This window comes from Dactylosporangium cerinum (assembly GCF_042653625.1).
Classification (GTDB): Bacteria; Actinomycetota; Actinomycetes; order Mycobacteriales; family Micromonosporaceae; genus Dactylosporangium; species Dactylosporangium cerinum.
The window spans coordinates 291,403-307,807 of sequence record NZ_JBHSIU010000046.1; the positions used below are offsets into that span (position 1 = coordinate 291,403).

Genomic DNA, 16,405 nt, shown 5'->3' on the forward strand with positions numbered 1-16,405 from the left:
CGGAGCAGAACTAACCCGTGGTGGGCGCGGCGGCGGCGCTGCAGACGCCGTCCGCCGCACCCCGGTTCGCGATGGGAGCCGCGAAAAGGGTGGGCATCACCTCCAGGTGGATCGATAGCCGTCGCGACCATAGGTGAATTCGGAGGCGCTTGTCCCGGGAGCGCTCCCATGCCAGAATCAGCGCCACCTCGCGTCTGGGAGCCGACGGGGCACACGCAGCGACTGGCTTATGTCACAACGCCGCCGCGCTGTCGCGTGCCCTCTCCCCGCCCCCGAAACTTTCACGAGGAGCACCCCAGACATGACCACCCGGAATCAACGCCGGCTGCGTGCCGCGGCCGTCGGCCTCCTGGCCGCCGGCACGCTGTTCGCCCTGCCGGCCGGGATCGCGCACGCCGCCACCGGCTGCTCGGTCGTCTATTCAGTCCGCAGCCAGTGGCCGACCGGTTTCACCGGCGACCTCGTGGTGAAGAACCTCGGCGATCCGTTGACGAGCTGGAACGTCAGCTGGACCTTCGCCGGCAACCAGCAGCTGCAGCAGAGCTGGAACGGCGACTTCACCCAGACCGGCGCCAACGTCACGATCCGCAACGCCGCCTGGAACGGCAGCCTGCCCAGCAACGGGACCGTCAACCCCGGCTTCAACGCCGGGTACAGCGGCACCAACGTCAACCCGACCAGCTTCTCGCTCAACGGGGTCGCCTGCACCGGGCCGAACACGGCGCCGACCGCGACGATCACCTCGCCGGCCGCCAACACCCGCTACACGGCGCCGGCGACGATCCCGATCGCCGTCACCGCCACGGATCCCGACGCCGGCGACTCGATCGCGAAGGTCGAGTTCTACCACGACGGGCTGCTGCTCGGCTCGGACACGTCCGCGCCGTACACGTACAGCTGGGCCAACGTGCCGACCCAGAGCGGGGCGTACTCGCTGCAGGCCAAGGCGTACGACAGCAAGGGCGCGGTGGGCACGTCGACGGCGGTGCCGGTGTTCGTCGACCCGTTCGTCGGGCCGTCGATCGTGGCCACCCCGTCGCCGCTGACCGTGCCCGAGGGCGGCTCCACGCCGTTGTCGGTCAAGCTGAACCAGGCGCCTTCGGCGAACGTCACGGTCGCGGTTGCCCGTACCGGCGACACCGACGTCACCGCATCGCCGACCTCACTGACGTTCACCACCGCCAACTGGAACGTCGCCCAGGTCGTCACCGTCAGCGGCGCCCAGGACGCGGACACCACCAACGGCGCCGCCACGATCAACCTGACCGCCTCGGGTTGGGCTGCGGCAGCGGTACCGGCAAACGAGAGCGATGACGACGTCGCCGGCGGCGTGTACGTCCAGCGGTTCCTCGAGCAGTATCAGAAGCTGCACAGCTCCGGGTACTTCTCGCCGGAGGGCGTGCCGTACCACGCGATCGAGACGCTCGTCGTGGAGGCGCCGGACTGGGGTCATGAGACGACGTCCGAGGCGTTCAGCTTCTGGCTGTGGCTGGAGGCGCAGTACGGCCGGGTGAAGCAGGACTGGGCCCCGTTCAACAAGGCCTGGGACACGATGGAGAAGTACATCATCCCGACCCACGCCAACCAGGTGACCGGCGGCTACAACCCGAACGACCCCGCCGACTACGCGCCCGAGGCCGGGCAGCCCAGCCTGTACCCGCAGCAGGGCGGCCACCTCGACTCGTCGGTGAAGGTCGGCGTCGATCCGCTGTACAGCGAGCTCACCTCGACGTACGGCAACACCGACGTGTACGCCATGCACTGGCTCGAGGACGTCGACAACGTCTACGGCTTCAGCTCGTGCACCCCGCAGGCCGGCTCCACGGTGTCGTACATCAACACCTACCAGCGCGGCCCGCAGGAGTCGGTGTGGGAGACCGTCGCCCACCCGTCCTGTGAGGACTTCCGCTTCGGCGCCAAGGCCAACGGCGGTTACCTGCCGCTGTTCATCGACGGCAGCCCGGCCAAGCAGTGGCGCTACACCAACGCCCCCGACGCCGACGCGCGCGCCATCCAGGCCGCGTACTGGGCGCAGCAGTGGGCGACCGCGCAGGGCAAGGGCGCGGACGTGGCCGCCGTCGTGGCGAAGGCCGCCAAGATGGGCGACTACCTGCGGTACGCGATGTACGACAAGTACTTCAAGAAGCCCGGCTGCACGTCGACGGCCTGCGCCGCCGGCACCGGCAAGGACTCCGCCGCGTACCTGCTGAACTGGTACTTCGCGTGGGGCGGCGACGCGGGCGGCCAGTGGTCGTGGCGCATCGGCTCCAGCCACAACCACCAGGGCTACCAGAACCCCCTCGCGGCCTACGTGCTGTCCAACGTCTCCGGCTTCGCGCCGCAGTCACCGACGGCCAAGGGCGACTGGCAGACCAGCCTCGGGCGGCAGCTCGAGTTCTACCAGTGGCTGCAGTCCTCCGAGGGTGCCTTCGCCGGTGGCGCCACCAACAGCGTCGGCGGCAACTACTCCGCGCCGGCCGCCGGCACGCCGACGTTCTACGGCATGTTCTACGACGAGAAGCCGGTCTACCACGACCCGCCGTCCAACCAGTGGTTCGGCTTCCAGGCGTGGTCGGTGGAGCGGGTCGCGGAGTACTACTACGCGACCGGTGACGCCAAGGCCAAGACGATGCTGGACAAGTGGGTCTCCTGGGCCATCGCGAACACGACGTTCACCGCGAACGGCGACTTCAAGATCCCGGACACCCTGCAGTGGACCGGCGCGCCGGCCACGTGGAACCCGGCGTCGCCGGCCGCCAACACCAACCTGCACGTCAGCGTCGTCAGCACGGGCACCGACGTCGGCATCGCCGCCGCCTACGCCCGGCTGCTGACCTACTACGGCGCGAAGGCGAACAACGCCGCGGCGAAGACCACGGCCAAGAAGCTCCTGGACGGCATCTGGCTGCACACCGACAGCAAGGGCGTCGGCATCCCGGAGACCCGCACCGACTACAACCGCTTCGACGACATCTGGTCCTCGTCCAACCAGCAGGGCCTCTACATCCCGTCCGGATACAGCGGCGTCATGCCCAACGGTGACGTCATCGCCCCCGGCAAGTCGTTCCTGGACATCAGGTCCTTCTACAAGAACGACCCGAACTGGCCGGCCGTGCAGGCCTACCTGAACGGGACCGGCCCCGCGCCGACGTTCACGTTCCACCGGTTCTGGGCCCAGTCCGACATCGCCATGGCGATGGCCGACTACGGCCTGCTGATCGGCGCATAGGCGATCGAAGGCGGCCCCCGTCGTTCGCGGCGGGGGCCGCTGCTATGCGAGTTGCTCGAGTGCCGCCTCGGCGCGAGCCTCGGCGGCCGCGTAGTGCAGCTTCCTGGCCACCCGCAGCGCCTCCTCGGCCTCGGCCGGGTCGCCGGTGGCGAGCGCCTGGACGCGGCGCAGGTCGGGCTCGGCAAAGCCGGTCTGGCCCGGCAGGCCGCCCTCGAGGGCCTTGCCGGCGATCGCCGCCGCCTCCGCCGGCTGCTTGAGCGTCAGGCACGCGTCGGCGTGCAGCGCCTCGAGGCGGCCGAAGCGGCGCATCGCCTCGCCGAGGTGCGTGCGGGCCTCGACGATCCGGGTCAGCCCGCCGTCGTCGCCGGCGCGCACCTCGGCCCAGCCGAGCAGGATCGCCGACATCGCCTGGTACTCCAGGTGCCCGCCGCGCTTGGCGAGGCGCAGCGTCGTGCGGGCCGCGTCCGCGGTTGCCGGTGCGTCGTACCGGTCGGCGGCGACAGACGCGGCGTAGTGGCTGACGTACATCTCCAGGAACGGTTCGCCGACGCGGGCGGCCCGCTCCCGGGCGGCGCGCAGGTGCCGGGCGGCGGTGGGGTGGTCGCCGAGCATGCCGCAGACGATCGCGGCGGGCGCCTGGGCGCCGATGACCGGATCCCAGTTGGCGATCGGAAACACCGGCAGCTCGCCGCCGGGCAGCGCGTCCAGGGCGGTCTCGAAGCACCCGCGGGCCTTCGGCAGGTCCAGCACGGCCAGGGCCGCGGCACCAGCGTGCACCTCCGCGACGATCGACGCCCACGGGTCGGTGCTGCCCTGCTCGCTCGCCGAGCGGGCCATCGCTACCGCCCGCGCCACGTCGCCGGCCGCGGTGTGGAACGACGCGTACCCCCACAGCGCCGGCAGGATGTCCAGCACCGGCCGGCCGCGCAGGCGGACCAGCAGCGGCTCCATCGCGGCGTACTGGGCGGCCACGAACGGGGCCAGGTAGCCGTCGGTTGCCTGGTGCATGTACGCGAGCCGGATCCGCAGGTCCAGCTCGGCGACGTCGCGCCGCTCCCCCGCCGGTGCCCGGTGCAGCACGCCGACGGCCTCCTCCAGCAGCGCCGAGGCCTGCTCGTGGGCCGTCTGCTCGTATGCCTCGCCGGCCGCCTCGACCAGCGCCGGCACCACGTCGAACGGCGACAGCACCGGCAGCGCGGCGCGCAGGTGCCCGGCCAGCTCCGACACCGTCGCCAGGCCGGTGTCCCGCAGCGCCTGCGCGGCCCGCGCGTGCAGCCGGGCCCTTCGCAGCGGCCCCTGGTCCAGGTACGCGGTCTGCCGCACCAGGTCATGGGAGAACCGCAGCAGCCCCGGGTCGTCGGTCGCGGTCAGGATGCCGCTGACCACGGCGGTGTCGAGGGTGTCGAACAGCGCCAGTTCGTCAATCTGCACGACCTCGCGCAGCACCGGCACCGACACGTCCCGCCCGAGCACCGACGCCACCGCGATCACGGCGTTGACCTGCCCGGGCAGCTTGGCCAGGCGGCGGCGTACCACTTCCTGAACTCGCACCGGGACGTGCTCCGGCGCGAGGGTGTGCTCGGCGACCAGGACCCGGAGCAGCTCGACCACGAAGAACGGGTTGCCGCCGGTGCGGTCCAGCAGCATCGCCACGGTCTCGTCCGGCACGTCGGCACCGGTCACGTCCCGCGCGAGCGCGGCGACCCCGTCGGCGCCGAGGCCCTGCAGCGGCAGCCGGACCGCGGACGGGTCGGCGAGGAGTTCGCCAAGCGCGCCGGCGAGGGGCGCGTCCGGGGCCAGCTCGGCCTCGCGGTATCCGACGGCGAGGAGGACCCGGTTGTGGCGGACCGCCTTGGCGAACATCGTCAGCAACACCGTCGACGGCGCGTCGAGCCAGTGCGCGTCGTCGACGATGAGCACGAGGGGCCGGTGCGCGGCGAGCCGGCAGAGGCCGTCGACGATGCCCTGGTAGAGCCGCGACCTGGCCAGCTCGGGGTCGGCGATGCGCTCGGCGGCGGGCAGCGGCAGAGCCTCGATCAGCGTCGGGTCCAGCACGGCGGGCAGGTTGCCGTACGGCGCGAACGCGGCGGCGAGGGCCTGGGCGGCGGCGGGGGCGGCGGCGATGGCGCGCAGGATCTGGGCCCAGGGCAGGAAGACCGGCGGCGCTTCACCGTCGACGCCGGTGCCGGTGCCGACGAGGCCGGTGGCGCGGGCGGCGAGTTCGCGCAGCAGGGCGGATTTGCCGATGCCGGGGCTGCCGGAGACGAGGACGAGGCGGCCGCGGCCGGTGGCTGTGCCGGTGAGGAGTTCGTCGATGGTGCGCAGTTCGGCGTCGCGCCCGACGAGGCCGCCGTCGTCGGCGAGGTCTCGTCCCGTTACCGACATTTCGGAAATGTTGGTAACGCTGGGATGAAGGGGCGCCGCGGGCGCACCGGACACCGGCGCCGCCGGCCCGCCTGGAACCGGCGCGCCTGAGACAGACATGGCCGGCCCGCCTGAGACGGGCGCCGTGGGCGCACCCGAGACGGGCGTCGTCGGGGCGCCTGAGGTCGGCGCCACGCCCGGTTGCGCCCCGGTCAGGTGCGGGGCCTGCCGCAGGATGTCCTGCTCCAACTGCTGCAGCGCCGGCCCGGGCTCGATGCCGAGCTCGTCGACCAGTCCCGCGCGGGCCCGCGCGTACGCGGCAAGGGCCTCGGCCTGCCGCCCCGAGCGGTACAGGGCGAGCATCAGCTGCCCCCAGAGCCGCTCCCGGTACGGCGCCTCCACGAGCGCGCTCTCACTCAGGTACGCGACCTCGGCGGCCCGGCCGAGCCGCAGCAGCGCCTCGGACCGCTCCTCGATCGCGATCAGCCGCAGCTCCTGCAGCCTGCTGCGCTCCGCCCGGGCGAGGGGCGAGTCACCGAGCTCCGGCAGCGGGTCGGCACGCCACAGGTGCAAGGCGTCGGTGAGCGCCCGCAACGCCTCGGCCGGGTCGGTGCCGGTGCGGGCCTGCTCGACCGCAGCGGCGAACCGGGCGGCGTCGACCGCATCGGCCGGCACCATCAGCTGATACCCGGGCGCGCGGCTGACCAGCACGGTCGAGCGGTCGCGGGCGGTCCGGCCCGGCTCCAGGGCGCGGCGCAGCCGGGACACGTACGCCTGCAGGGACGCGATCGCCCGCTCCGGCGGCTCGTCGGCCCACAGCTCGTCGATCAGCCGCTGCACCGACACGGTCCGGCCGGGCTGCATCGTCAGCATCGCCAGGACAGCGCGCTGCTTCGGGGTGCCGGTGTCGACCGGGCCGCCCTCCCCGACGACCTCGAGCGGGCCCAGGATCCGAATCTGCAGGATGCGAAACTCCCGTCCCGGGAGACCTACAGCTCCACGGCGAACGACCCGTCGTCGAACGGTCCGAAGCCCGCTCGACGCAGCAGCTCCTCGCCGTGCGCCAGAGGCGCCGCGACGAGCCTACGGGCAGGACCGGCCCGCAGGGCGTCCACCAACGAGATCAGCACCTGAACGGCGAGGTCGGTGCGTCCGCCCGGCGCGACGAGACCGACCAGACGGACGATGTTCTCCCCCGGCCGCACGGCCGCCAGCGCCGCCGCGGGCTGTTCGTCCCCGTCGGCCGGGTCGATGAGCTCCCACCATTCGAGCCCGTCGAACAGGAACTCGTCGACGACGGACACCCCGAGCGCGAGCCGGGTCACGGCGCGCCGCCCGGCCGGCACCCGCCGTACCAGCCGCAGATCTTCTTTCACCACCCCAGCAAACCCGCCCGCACTTGCAAACGACTTGCCTTTGCTACGGTCGCAGGCGTGACACGGGCCGAACTGATCGCATACTGCCTGGCCAAGCCGGGTGCGTGGCAGGACTCTCCGTGGGAGGGCGACGTGGTCGTCAAGGTCGGACCGAAGATCTTCGCGTTCCTGGGCGCCGACGGCGAGCGGCACGCCGTGGGCGTCAAGTGCGCGCCGACCCGGGAGGCCGCCGACGAGTGGCTGGCCCGGTTCCCCGACGACGCGCGCGTGATGCCGTACATCGGGCGCTCCGGCTGGAACTCGCTGACCGTCGGCGGCGCGATCCCCGACGACGAGGTCCTCGAGGCGGTCGACGAGTCCTACCGTTGGGTGGTGTCGAAACTGCCGAAGAAGGAGCGACCCGTCCAGTAGGCAGCCGGCTCCGAACACCTTTCATGGATTCGGGGACGGTCGCCGGTCGGTACCGGCTGCTGCGCGTCATCGGCACGGGCGGGATGAGCCGGGTGTGGCTGGCCCGCGACGAGATCCTGGCCCGGGAGGTCGCGGTCAAGGAGGTCCTGGCGATGCCCGGGCTGCCGGCCGGCCAGGCGGACCTGTGGACCCGGACGATCGCGGAGGGCCGGGCGGCGGCACGGCTGGCACACCCGAACGTGGTGCGGGTCTACGACGTGCTGTTCACCGGCGGGCGGCCGTGGATCGTCATGGAGTACGTGCCGTCACGCTCCCTCGAGGACGTCGTGCGCAGGGACGGGCCGCTCGAACCGGACGTCGCCGCCCGCGTCGGCCTGGCGGTGCTCGACGGGCTCGCCGCCGCGCACCGGGCGGGTGTGCTGCACCGCGACGTCAAACCGCCCAACGTGCTCATCGCCGACGACGGGCGGGTCCTGCTCGGCGACTTCGGCATCGCGGTCCTGCACGACGAGGTCGACGGGCCGGAGACGCTGCTGATCGCGTCGCCGTCCTATGTCGCGCCGGAGCGGGTCCGCGACCACGTGTCCAGCGTCGAGACCGACCTGTGGTCCTTCGGCGCCACGGTGTACTGGTGTGTCGAGGGCCGCCCGCCGTACGCCCGCCCCACGACGGCGGAGGTGCTCGCCGCCCTGGCCACGTCGCCGCCCGACCCGGTTTCCCTGGCCGGGCCGCTGACGGAGGTCGTTGAGGGGCTGCTGCGCCGCGACCCGGCCGAGCGGCTGACCGCGGCGCAGGCCCGGGTCCTCCTGGCGGACGTCGCCCCAGCGCCGCGGTCCGCCGTGGTGCCGGCCCTGGTCGCGCCGCTCGCCGCGACGATGCGGCTGTTCCGGTCCTCGGCTGCCGCGCCGGCACCGGCAGCGCCAGGCGACGATCGACGGCGCACGGCCGCCCGGATCCTTACCGCGGCGATCGGGGTGCTGCTGGTGGCCGGCGGGATCGCCGGGCTGGTCTCGGCCTACGGGAGCGACGGCCGGCCGCGGTTCGTCGACCGGGCCCAATCCGTCGGCGGCACGCCGCAGAACGGCGCGGCGGCAGCCGCCCGCGCCCCGGCCACCTGCGCGGACGGCGCGGTCCCACCCGGCACCGGGCCACTCCACGGTGGTACGCCGTCACCTGCCGCCGGCGGAGACGGGCTGCCGGCCGGCTGGGTGTGGCACGACGACCCGGCCGGGTTCCGGATCGGGCGGCCCGCCGACTGGGTCCGCGCCACCGCCGGGGGCATCGTGTGCTTCCTCGACCCCGCCGGTGGCCGGCGGCTGACCGTCGGCCTGGCGCCGCCCGCCGTGGCCGACCGGGTCGCCTACTGGCGGGCCGCCGAGCAGGACCTGCTGCGCCTCGACCCGCCCACCGGATACACCTCGATCGGCATCGGTCCGGTGGTGTACGCCCGTGGCGCCGCCGACTGGGAGTTCACCTACGCCGGCGGGCCCGGCTGGCACACCCAGCGCCGATTGTTCGGCGTCGCCGACGGTCGCGAGTTCACGCTGTCCTGGACAGCGGCCGACGGCTCCTGGAGCGCGGGCCAGTCCACCTTCCGCGCCTTCACCGGCTCGTTCCAGTCCAGATAGCCGCTCCTGTCGATTTGCTGCGGCAAAAGTGTCAGGGGGTCCCGGTAGCGTGCGGCTCGTGGATGAGGGTAGGTACGTGCCGCACCAGGTGGCGTGGCTGCTGGTGGAGGGCGGCCGCCTCGACGTGCTGCGGGCCGAGGCGGGTGAGGGCGACTGGAACTGCGGCGAGGCGCTGGCCGGGGAGCTGGCCCGCCGCGGCGAGGTGGACGCCGCGCTGGAGATCTACGGCGCCTTCGCCCCGCCCGGTCGGTGGAGCCTCGCGGCCGAGAAGATCATCGCCGCTCTGGAGACCTCCCGGGGCGTAGATGAGACGATCGCGTTCCTGCGGCCATATGTCGCTGCCGGCGATCCGAGTGCGGTGCACCGCCTGGCGTCCCTGCTCGGCCGTCACGGCCGGGTGGACGAGGCGATCGAGCTGCTCCGCCCGAGCCTCGATGACTGGTGGTCGGCGGAGACTCTGGTTCAGGCGACGGCCGGGCAGGGGCGCGACGAGGACGTCATCGCCGAGCTCGAGGCGCTGGTGGCCGCGGTGGAGCGCCAGCCCGGCATCTCGACGGCCTGCACCTCGACGGCCTGCACCTCCAAGGCCTGCACCTCCAAGGCCTGCACTTCGAACGCGCCCGAGTGTCTGGCCACCGTCCTGCAGCGGCAGGGCCGATCGGACGAGGCGATCGCCTTGTTGCGCCGGGTCCGGGGGAATCATGGCCAGCATCTGGCCGAGCTGCTCCGCGACTGCGGCCGGGAGTCCGACCTGCGGGAACTGGTGGCGGGAGGCGGACCGGACAACGCCGCACACTGCCTGGCGGAGCTGCTGGAGCGGCAGAACCGTGCGGCGGAGGCGGTGGAGGTGCTGCGTGCCGTCGCCGGCTCGGGCGGCACCAACGAGGCCATCGCGCTGACCACGCTGCTGCAGCGGCACGGGCGGGTCGACGAGGCGGTCGATGTGTTGCTCGCGGCGATCCGGGCGGAGGCGGCCACAGAGGTGGGCACCACGCTGACGCTGTGGACGATGCTGATCGAGGAGGGACGCGCCGAGGAAGCGCTGGGCCACCTCGACGAGCTGGAGCACGAGTTCGGCATCGATGACGTCCGCCACAACCGAATCCTGCTGCTCACGGAGTGCGGGCGAAGGGAGGAGGCGCTCGACCGGCTGCGGGCCCGCCCGGAAGCCGGACACCATTTCGACCTGCAGGCGGCCACCCGTCTCCTGGACGAGCTGGGCCGGGCCGATGAGGCGATCGCGCTGCTCCGGCCGCGTGCGACGGAACACTTCGTCGGGGGCGACCTGGCCGAGCTGCTGCTCCGGAGGGGAGACGTCGACGAGGCCATGGCGGTGCTCCACGGGCGTGAGCCGCTGGTCCTGTGGTCTACCCCGGCGGCCTGACCGGCATGGACCAGTCCGGTCGGCCCTGAGGCAGCGGCATGATTGGCCGGTTGCGGTGGGCGGCTTCGGGGCACGCTTGGGCGATGAGGGTGCGAGGGTCGACGGCGGCGGTGTTCGCCGTGGTGCTCGTCCTGGCCGCAGCGGGGCTGAGCCGGGCCGGGCCGGCTCCCGAGGGGCCGGGCCTGGCGAGCGCCCCGCCCACCGCCGGCGTCGGAGCGGGTGCGGTGCCGGAGGTGGAAGCGGGAGGCGCCAGTCGTACCCCTGCCGCTGCCGCCGTTGCGATGGACGGGTCGCCGCCACTGCGGGTGTCGATTCCCCGGTTGCGCGTAGACAGTGAGTTGGTCGCGTTGACGCTGCTCGGGGACGGGACCATGGAGGTGCCGGACGACGCGTCGACGGTCGGGTGGTTCACCGGAGGGCCGACGCCCGGGTCGGTCGGGCCGGCCGTCCTCGCCGGGCACGTCAACTGGAAGGGGCGGGACGGGGCGTTCGCGCGGCTCGGCACGCTCGTGGCCAGGGACGAGGTTCGGGTGGAGCGGCTCGACGGCAGCGTTGCGGTGTTCGCGGTGACGGCGTCGGGCGGTATCCGAAGGACCGGTTCCCGACCGACGCCGTGTACGGGCCGGTGAACCACGCCGGGCTGCGGCTGATCACGTGCGGTGGGGAGTTCGACCGCGCGAGCGGGCACTACCGCGACAACATCGTCGTCTGGGCCGTCCTGCGCCGGTGAATCGCCTCTGTGAGCGCGCTCGGGGCGATAGCGTAGGACTGGCCTGGGGGCGACGCGGCGGGGGAAACACGCGTGCCGAAACCGATCGCGGCCACACTGCGCCGGCAGTTCGTCTGGTTCGTCATCGTGCTGCTGTCCGTCGGCGCCGCGCGGTTCCTCGGGGGGCAGTATCTCGGTGAGGTCTACGACGGGCAGCTGCAGCGCATCGCGGACACGTCCCGCGCCAACCAGCGGATCCTGCAGGACCTGACCGACGTCGAGACCGGCGTGCGTGGGTATCAGCTGACCGGCGATCCGCTGTTCCTGGACCCGTTCCGAGCCGGCACCGCCGACTATCCCGTCGCCCGTGACACGGCGCTGCGGGCCGCCCCCGACGACCGGACCAGGGTCCTCGTCCGCGACCTGGACCAGGCGGCGCAGCGGTGGCTGGCGCAGGTGGCGCTGCCGATCAGCGCGCTGCCGCCGGGGTACCCGGGCCTCGAGGCCGACCGCAGCGGGCGGGGCAAGGAACTGTTCGACGCCGTCCGGGCCCGCAACGCGGCCGTGGCCGGCGCGGTCGAGGATGCGCAACGGGCGGCGACGGCGGGGTACCGCACCGCGAGCACCGTCCTCGATGCGTCCCTCGCCCTGCTCGCGCTGCTGTCGGTGCTGGTCGCGCTGCGCATCCACCGGACCGCGAAGCGGCTGCTCCTCACCCCTCTCACAGCGCTGGAGGATCTGCTCGACCGGCGGGCCGGCGGCGACCTGGCCGCCCGCGCCGCCCTCACCGGGCCGCCGGAGGTGCGCCGGCTGTCGGCCGCGCTCAACGCCGAGCTCGACGAGAGCGGCCGGGCCCGGGAACGCATCGTCGCCGCCGCCGACGCGGTGGCCGCCCAGAAGGCGTACCTCGACCAGGTCCTCGACGTCATCGAGGTGGCCGTGCTCACCTGCGACACCGACGGGCGGATCGTGCACCTCAACCGGGTGGCCCGCAGCCGGCGCGCGGACGGTGTCCCGCAGACGATCGCCGACCTCGACGCGGTGTGGGTGCCCGGCGCCAACGTCGTCGACCCGCGCCCGCATCCGCTCGCCCGCGCGCTGGCCGGGGACACCGTCAAGGCTCAGGAGATGGCCCTCGTCGGTGCGGCCGGTGAGCGGCGGGTCGTCGCCGACGCCCGCCCGCTGCGCGACGAGGCGGGCCGGGTCATCGGGGCCGTCCTCACCGGGTACGACGTCACCGACCTGCGCGAACGGGAGGCGGACCTGGCCGCGTTCGCCGCGATCGCCGCCCATGACCTGCGTTCGCCGCTGACCACCATCTCCGGGTACACCGAGATCCTCGCCGAGGGGCTCACCGACCCCGACGACGTCGCGGTCGTCACCCGCATCGGGTCCGGCGTGGAGCGCATGCGGCGGCTGATCGACGACCTCCTCGCGTACGCCACCGCCCGCGACGCGCCGCTGGAGCCCGCCCCCGTCGACCTGTCGTCGCTGGTCGCCTCGATCTCGCCGCTGGTGCAGGTGTCGGGGACGCTGCCGGTGCTGGACGCCGACCCGGGGATGATCCGGCGGCTGTTCGAGAACCTGATCAGCAACGCGCTGAAGTTCACCCCGCCGGGCCGCGAGCCCGACGTGTGCGTCTCCGCCGCGCCGGCGGCCAGTGGGGGCGTGCACCTGACGGTGGCCGACCGGGGCATCGGGATTCCCGCCGAGGAGCTCGGGCGGGTGTTCACGTCGTTCCACCGCGCGCACGGGCGCGGCTACGCCGGCACGGGCCTCGGCCTGGCGATCTGCCAGCGGGTCGTGGCCCGCCACGGCGGCACGATCACCGCCGCGGACAACCCGGGGGGCGGCACCGTCATCCACATCGACCTGCCGGCCGAGACCGTCGGGCAGACGGTCAGTTCGTGACCTCGGGCCCAGGTCTGCTTCATGAGGGATGGCCGGGCTGCGGCGGGCCCAACGTCTCGCCCGGGCCGGCCGGCCCGGGCGCTGGCCGCACGCCGGTCACGCCTGGATACAACCCCGGTATCCGGACACGCCCGGCGCACACCCAGCCGACCCCTGGGCCTTGCCTCGCACCGACCCCGCTCGTCAAGCGGACCTGGCCCGTCCGGCGCCCACCGCCACGACCACCGCGAGCACACCGGCCACGAGGAGCAGGCCCACGGGATCGACGAGCCGCGCCCCGACCTCCCACGGCGGGGCGCTGTTGCGGACCCAGTCGTGGCTCAACGGCAACAGCCCGTCGATCGCGGCGGCGAGGACCACGGCGGTCACCATCGCCGCGACGGCGGCACCGACAGCGACGCGCGGCCTGTCCGTGCCGTCGGCTCCGGTCGCCGCCGTGCTGCCGCCGGCGGCCGGTGTCCCTACGACCGGCGTCCCCGCGTCGGGCGCACCTATCACCGGCGTTCCTGCGGCGGCACCCCGGGCGCGGCGCTCGATGAGGTGGGCGGCGACGCCGCCGGTGGCCATCAGGAGCAGCAGCGCGGGCACGTTGCTCGACGCGACCCCGGGCAGCAGCGCGGCCAGCCCCAGCCACACCGCCGCCGCCGCGAACCCGCAGGCCGCCGCGATCCCGACGGCGCCGGACTGAACGGCGGTGTGCCGGCCGGTGACGCGGACCGCGGCGACCAGGACCAGCCCGAGCAGCACCAGCCACACGGTCAGCACGACCGTCGCATCACTGGTCCGCGGTCCTCCGTCCGCGGTGATCGGCGGCACCACCCGGACGACCTGCGCCACCCCGAGCACCTCGAACGCGACCACGCATCCGAGCGCCGCCCGCACCACGCCCGCGAGGCCTCCCCTGGCCGCGACCGGGCCGACCGGGAGGGCCGCGATGCCGACCAGGACCGCCACGACCGCGACCATGACGTCGACGCGCTGCCGCAGCACCCCGAACCCGACGTCCCGGGCCAGGACCGCCGCCCCGACCAGGGCTCCGACGGCCGCCACCCACAGCAGTACGGTTCCCGCGCGCCCGACCCATCGTCCCGTCACGCTCATCATGAACCGTAACTCTATCTAGATAGAGTTACGGGCGGAAGGGCTTGCGTCGTGCCAGGGTGCCCGTATGACGTTGCGGACCGAGCGGCTCATCATGCGACGGTGGCGGGAGTCCGACCGGGTGCCGTTCGCCGCGTTGAACGCCGACCCGGAGACCATGCGGTACTTCCCGGCCACGCTGGACCGTGCGGCAAGCGACGCGATGATCGAGTCCATCGAGGCGCGGTTCGACCGGCACGGGTTCGGGTTCTGGGCTCTGGAGGTCGCCGCGACCGGCGCGTTCATCGGGTTGACCGGCCTGAACCCGCTGCCCGACGGGCTTCCCGGGGCCGGGCAGCTCGAGGTCGGCTGGCGGCTGGCCAGGCACGCCTGGCATCAGGGGTACGCCACCGAGGCCGCCCGCGCGGCGCTCGCCATCGCGTTCGACAACCTGGGGAGGACTGAGATCTGGTCCCTGACCGCGGTGCTCAACGAACCGTCCCGGGCCGTCATGCGCCGGCTGGGGCTCACGGAAGCGGCCCGGTTCGACCACCCGCGGATCCCTCCGGGCGATCCACTGCGGCTACAGGTGGCGTACCACGGCACGCGGGACAACTGCCTTCATCCTCCGTGAACAGAAAGAAACGTGTCAATCGGGCATTCGGCCCTGTCAGTCGGCGTTTCCCCTTCTTATCGTTGCCAGCCGGTGCCCGTCACGGGGGCGGGCACCTTCCTCACTGGGGGCGCCGGTGTTCGGCAACCAGGCCTACTACGACCACCATTACAAGGCCGCCCGCAGGCGGTTGCGCGGCCTCGCCGGGAACCCGGCCATCCCGGCCGAGCTGCTGCGCCGCCTCACCGACGAGCTGTTCACGGAGGTCGACGCCGCGATCCGCGGCCGCGACACGTGGGCCGACGAGCAGGTCGACGCGCTGATCGAGCACCCGGACAGCGAGGTCCGCACCGTCATGGCATACGCGGACCATCTCCCGCCGGCGCAGCGGGCCCGGCTCGTCGAGGACCCGGACGAGGGGGTCCTCAACGCGCTCGTTCAGCGCACGTACGCCCGCCTTTGGACCAACGACCCGGAGCCGAGGATGCCGGCGTGGGCGTTCGAGCGGGTGATCGAGCGGATGCCGTCGCTCACGCACTGGGTGCGCGGCAACCCGTGGGTGCCCCGCGAACTCCGCGACCGCCTGGGCGCGACCGAGCCGGAGACGGAGCCGGCAGCGGCGCCGCTGACCCGCGCCGACGCCGAGGCCTTGATCGCCGACGAGAAGACGCGCTACCGGGCGGCCGAACATCCGGACCTGCCGGCCGACCTGGTCGCACGGCTGGCCGTCGACCCGGACCGGAGCGTCCGGCTGGCCGTGTCGATGCGGCCGGAGCTGACCGAGGAGCAGCGGGCCGCGATCGACTACGTGGTGCGGCCGAACTCCCGGCTGATGCCGCTGGACTGGGTGCGGCACAGCGACGACCCCGACGTGCAGCGCCGCTGCGCGACCTCGGCCCACATCGGGCTGCGCCGCAGCGCCGCGCTGAACCGGCACCTGGCGCCGGACCTCGTCGCGCTGCTCGCCACCGACGACGACTTCGCGGTGCGGCTGCTGCTGTGCGAGACCCACGCCGCGGTGTCCGCCGATGTCGTGCTGGCCACGTACCTCGAGGCCCGGGTCCTCAGCCGCGGCCTGCTGCTGCAGCACCCGAGTCTCACCCGGGACCGGCTGGACCATCTCGCCGCGTCGCCCGACCCTCGCCTGCGCGGGTTCACCTGCCGCGACCCGAGGGTGCCCGCCGAGGTCATCGAGCGGCTCAGCCACGATCCGGAGCCCCTGGTCCGCGGCTTCGCCGCCGTCGACGCCCGCCTGTCGCCCCGCCGGGTCCTCGAGCTCTTCGACGACCCGGACCTGTGCGGTCAGGCCGCCGCCAACCCCCACCTGCCGGTGGACGTCATGCGACGCATCATCGACGAGGACGGCCGGGAGCTGGCGAACGAGCAGCCACCCGAGGGGATGGCGGTCTTCCTCGGCAACTGGGACCCGGAGAAGTCGCCGGCGTAGTGCTCAGGTAACCCCGGGATCAGGGGCAGGTGGGTCTGGTCGTCGGGGAGCCGACGCGGGGGCAGCTCGGAGCGGCGGACAAGCGGTTCGCGGCGGCGACGCCGATACCGGCGAGCGACAGCACCGTGGCGGCGACGAGCAGGCACGGGGCCAGGAACGTCCGGAGCACGCCGTGGTCGGACAGATCGTCGGTCTCCAAGCGGCTGCTCCATCGTTCGTCGAGGTCGGTGACCGCAACGTTGCCACGAGGGCG

12 protein-coding genes are annotated in these 16,405 nt (G+C 73.3%); 8 read left to right on the forward strand and 4 right to left on the reverse strand.

Annotated features, from left to right (window positions below):
• The first annotated feature begins 301 nt into the window (after positions 1–301).
• Positions 302–3,229 (forward strand): glycoside hydrolase family 48 protein, encoded by a 2,928-nt coding sequence (locus tag ACFPIJ_RS35170; RefSeq protein WP_380121739.1) that lies wholly within the window; start codon positions 302–304, stop codon positions 3,227–3,229.
• A 42-nt stretch (positions 3,230–3,271) separates the two neighbouring features.
• Here ACFPIJ_RS35170 and ACFPIJ_RS35175 read toward each other — a convergent pair whose 3' ends face one another.
• Together ACFPIJ_RS35175 and ACFPIJ_RS35180 are read right to left on the reverse strand one after the other, a co-directional pair.
• On the reverse strand, positions 3,272–6,559 hold the full coding sequence (locus ACFPIJ_RS35175; RefSeq protein WP_380122084.1) for a BTAD domain-containing putative transcriptional regulator: 3,288 nt from the start codon (positions 6,557–6,559) through the stop codon (positions 3,272–3,274).
• Positions 6,560–6,582: 23 nt separating this feature from the next.
• Entirely contained in the window at positions 6,583–6,969 is a 387-nt protein-coding gene (locus ACFPIJ_RS35180) for a hypothetical protein (protein WP_380121741.1), read from the reverse strand.
• A gap of 57 nt (positions 6,970–7,026) precedes the next feature.
• On the opposite strand from ACFPIJ_RS35180, the gene ACFPIJ_RS35185 reads away from it, so the two are divergent.
• From ACFPIJ_RS35185 to ACFPIJ_RS35205, 5 genes are all read left to right on the forward strand, one after another.
• Positions 7,027–7,380 carry an MmcQ/YjbR family DNA-binding protein gene (locus ACFPIJ_RS35185; protein WP_380121743.1) on the forward strand — a complete coding sequence of 118 codons (354 nt, stop codon included), beginning with the start codon at positions 7,027–7,029 and terminating at the stop codon, positions 7,378–7,380.
• 23 nt (positions 7,381–7,403) lie between these two features.
• Entirely contained in the window at positions 7,404–9,008 is a 1,605-nt protein-coding gene (locus tag ACFPIJ_RS35190; protein WP_380121744.1) for a serine/threonine-protein kinase, read from the forward strand.
• A gap of 58 nt (positions 9,009–9,066) precedes the next feature.
• Positions 9,067–10,392: a tetratricopeptide repeat protein gene (locus ACFPIJ_RS35195; protein ID WP_380121746.1), complete on the forward strand. Its 1,326-nt coding sequence runs from the start codon at positions 9,067–9,069 to the stop codon at positions 10,390–10,392.
• 83 nt (positions 10,393–10,475) lie between these two features.
• The gene (locus ACFPIJ_RS35200) at positions 10,476–11,021 is read left to right on the forward strand and encodes a sortase domain-containing protein (protein WP_380121748.1); all 546 of its coding nucleotides are present in this window, start codon (positions 10,476–10,478) and stop codon (positions 11,019–11,021) included.
• A gap of 173 nt (positions 11,022–11,194) precedes the next feature.
• Positions 11,195–13,012 carry an ATP-binding protein gene (locus tag ACFPIJ_RS35205; RefSeq protein WP_380121750.1) on the forward strand — a complete coding sequence of 606 codons (1,818 nt, stop codon included), beginning with the start codon at positions 11,195–11,197 and terminating at the stop codon, positions 13,010–13,012.
• A gap of 183 nt (positions 13,013–13,195) precedes the next feature.
• Here the strand turns inward: ACFPIJ_RS35205 and ACFPIJ_RS35210 are convergent, their stop codons facing one another.
• Positions 13,196–14,062 (reverse strand): hypothetical protein, encoded by an 867-nt coding sequence (locus ACFPIJ_RS35210; protein ID WP_380121752.1) that lies wholly within the window; start codon positions 14,060–14,062, stop codon positions 13,196–13,198.
• A gap of 118 nt (positions 14,063–14,180) precedes the next feature.
• Between ACFPIJ_RS35210 and ACFPIJ_RS35215 the strand changes: the two genes are divergently transcribed.
• Together ACFPIJ_RS35215 and ACFPIJ_RS35220 are read left to right on the forward strand one after the other, a co-directional pair.
• Positions 14,181–14,726, forward strand: coding sequence for a GNAT family N-acetyltransferase (locus tag ACFPIJ_RS35215; protein ID WP_380121754.1), 546 nt, complete (start codon positions 14,181–14,183; stop codon positions 14,724–14,726).
• Between the two features lie 115 nt (positions 14,727–14,841).
• Positions 14,842–16,152 carry a hypothetical protein gene (locus tag ACFPIJ_RS35220; RefSeq protein ID WP_380121756.1) on the forward strand — a complete coding sequence of 437 codons (1,311 nt, stop codon included), beginning with the start codon at positions 14,842–14,844 and terminating at the stop codon, positions 16,150–16,152.
• Positions 16,153–16,171: 19 nt separating this feature from the next.
• On the opposite strand, the gene ACFPIJ_RS35225 is transcribed toward ACFPIJ_RS35220, so the two are convergent.
• Positions 16,172–16,351: a hypothetical protein gene (locus tag ACFPIJ_RS35225; RefSeq protein WP_380121758.1), complete on the reverse strand. Its 180-nt coding sequence runs from the start codon at positions 16,349–16,351 to the stop codon at positions 16,172–16,174.
• Positions 16,352–16,405 lie beyond the last annotated feature (54 nt).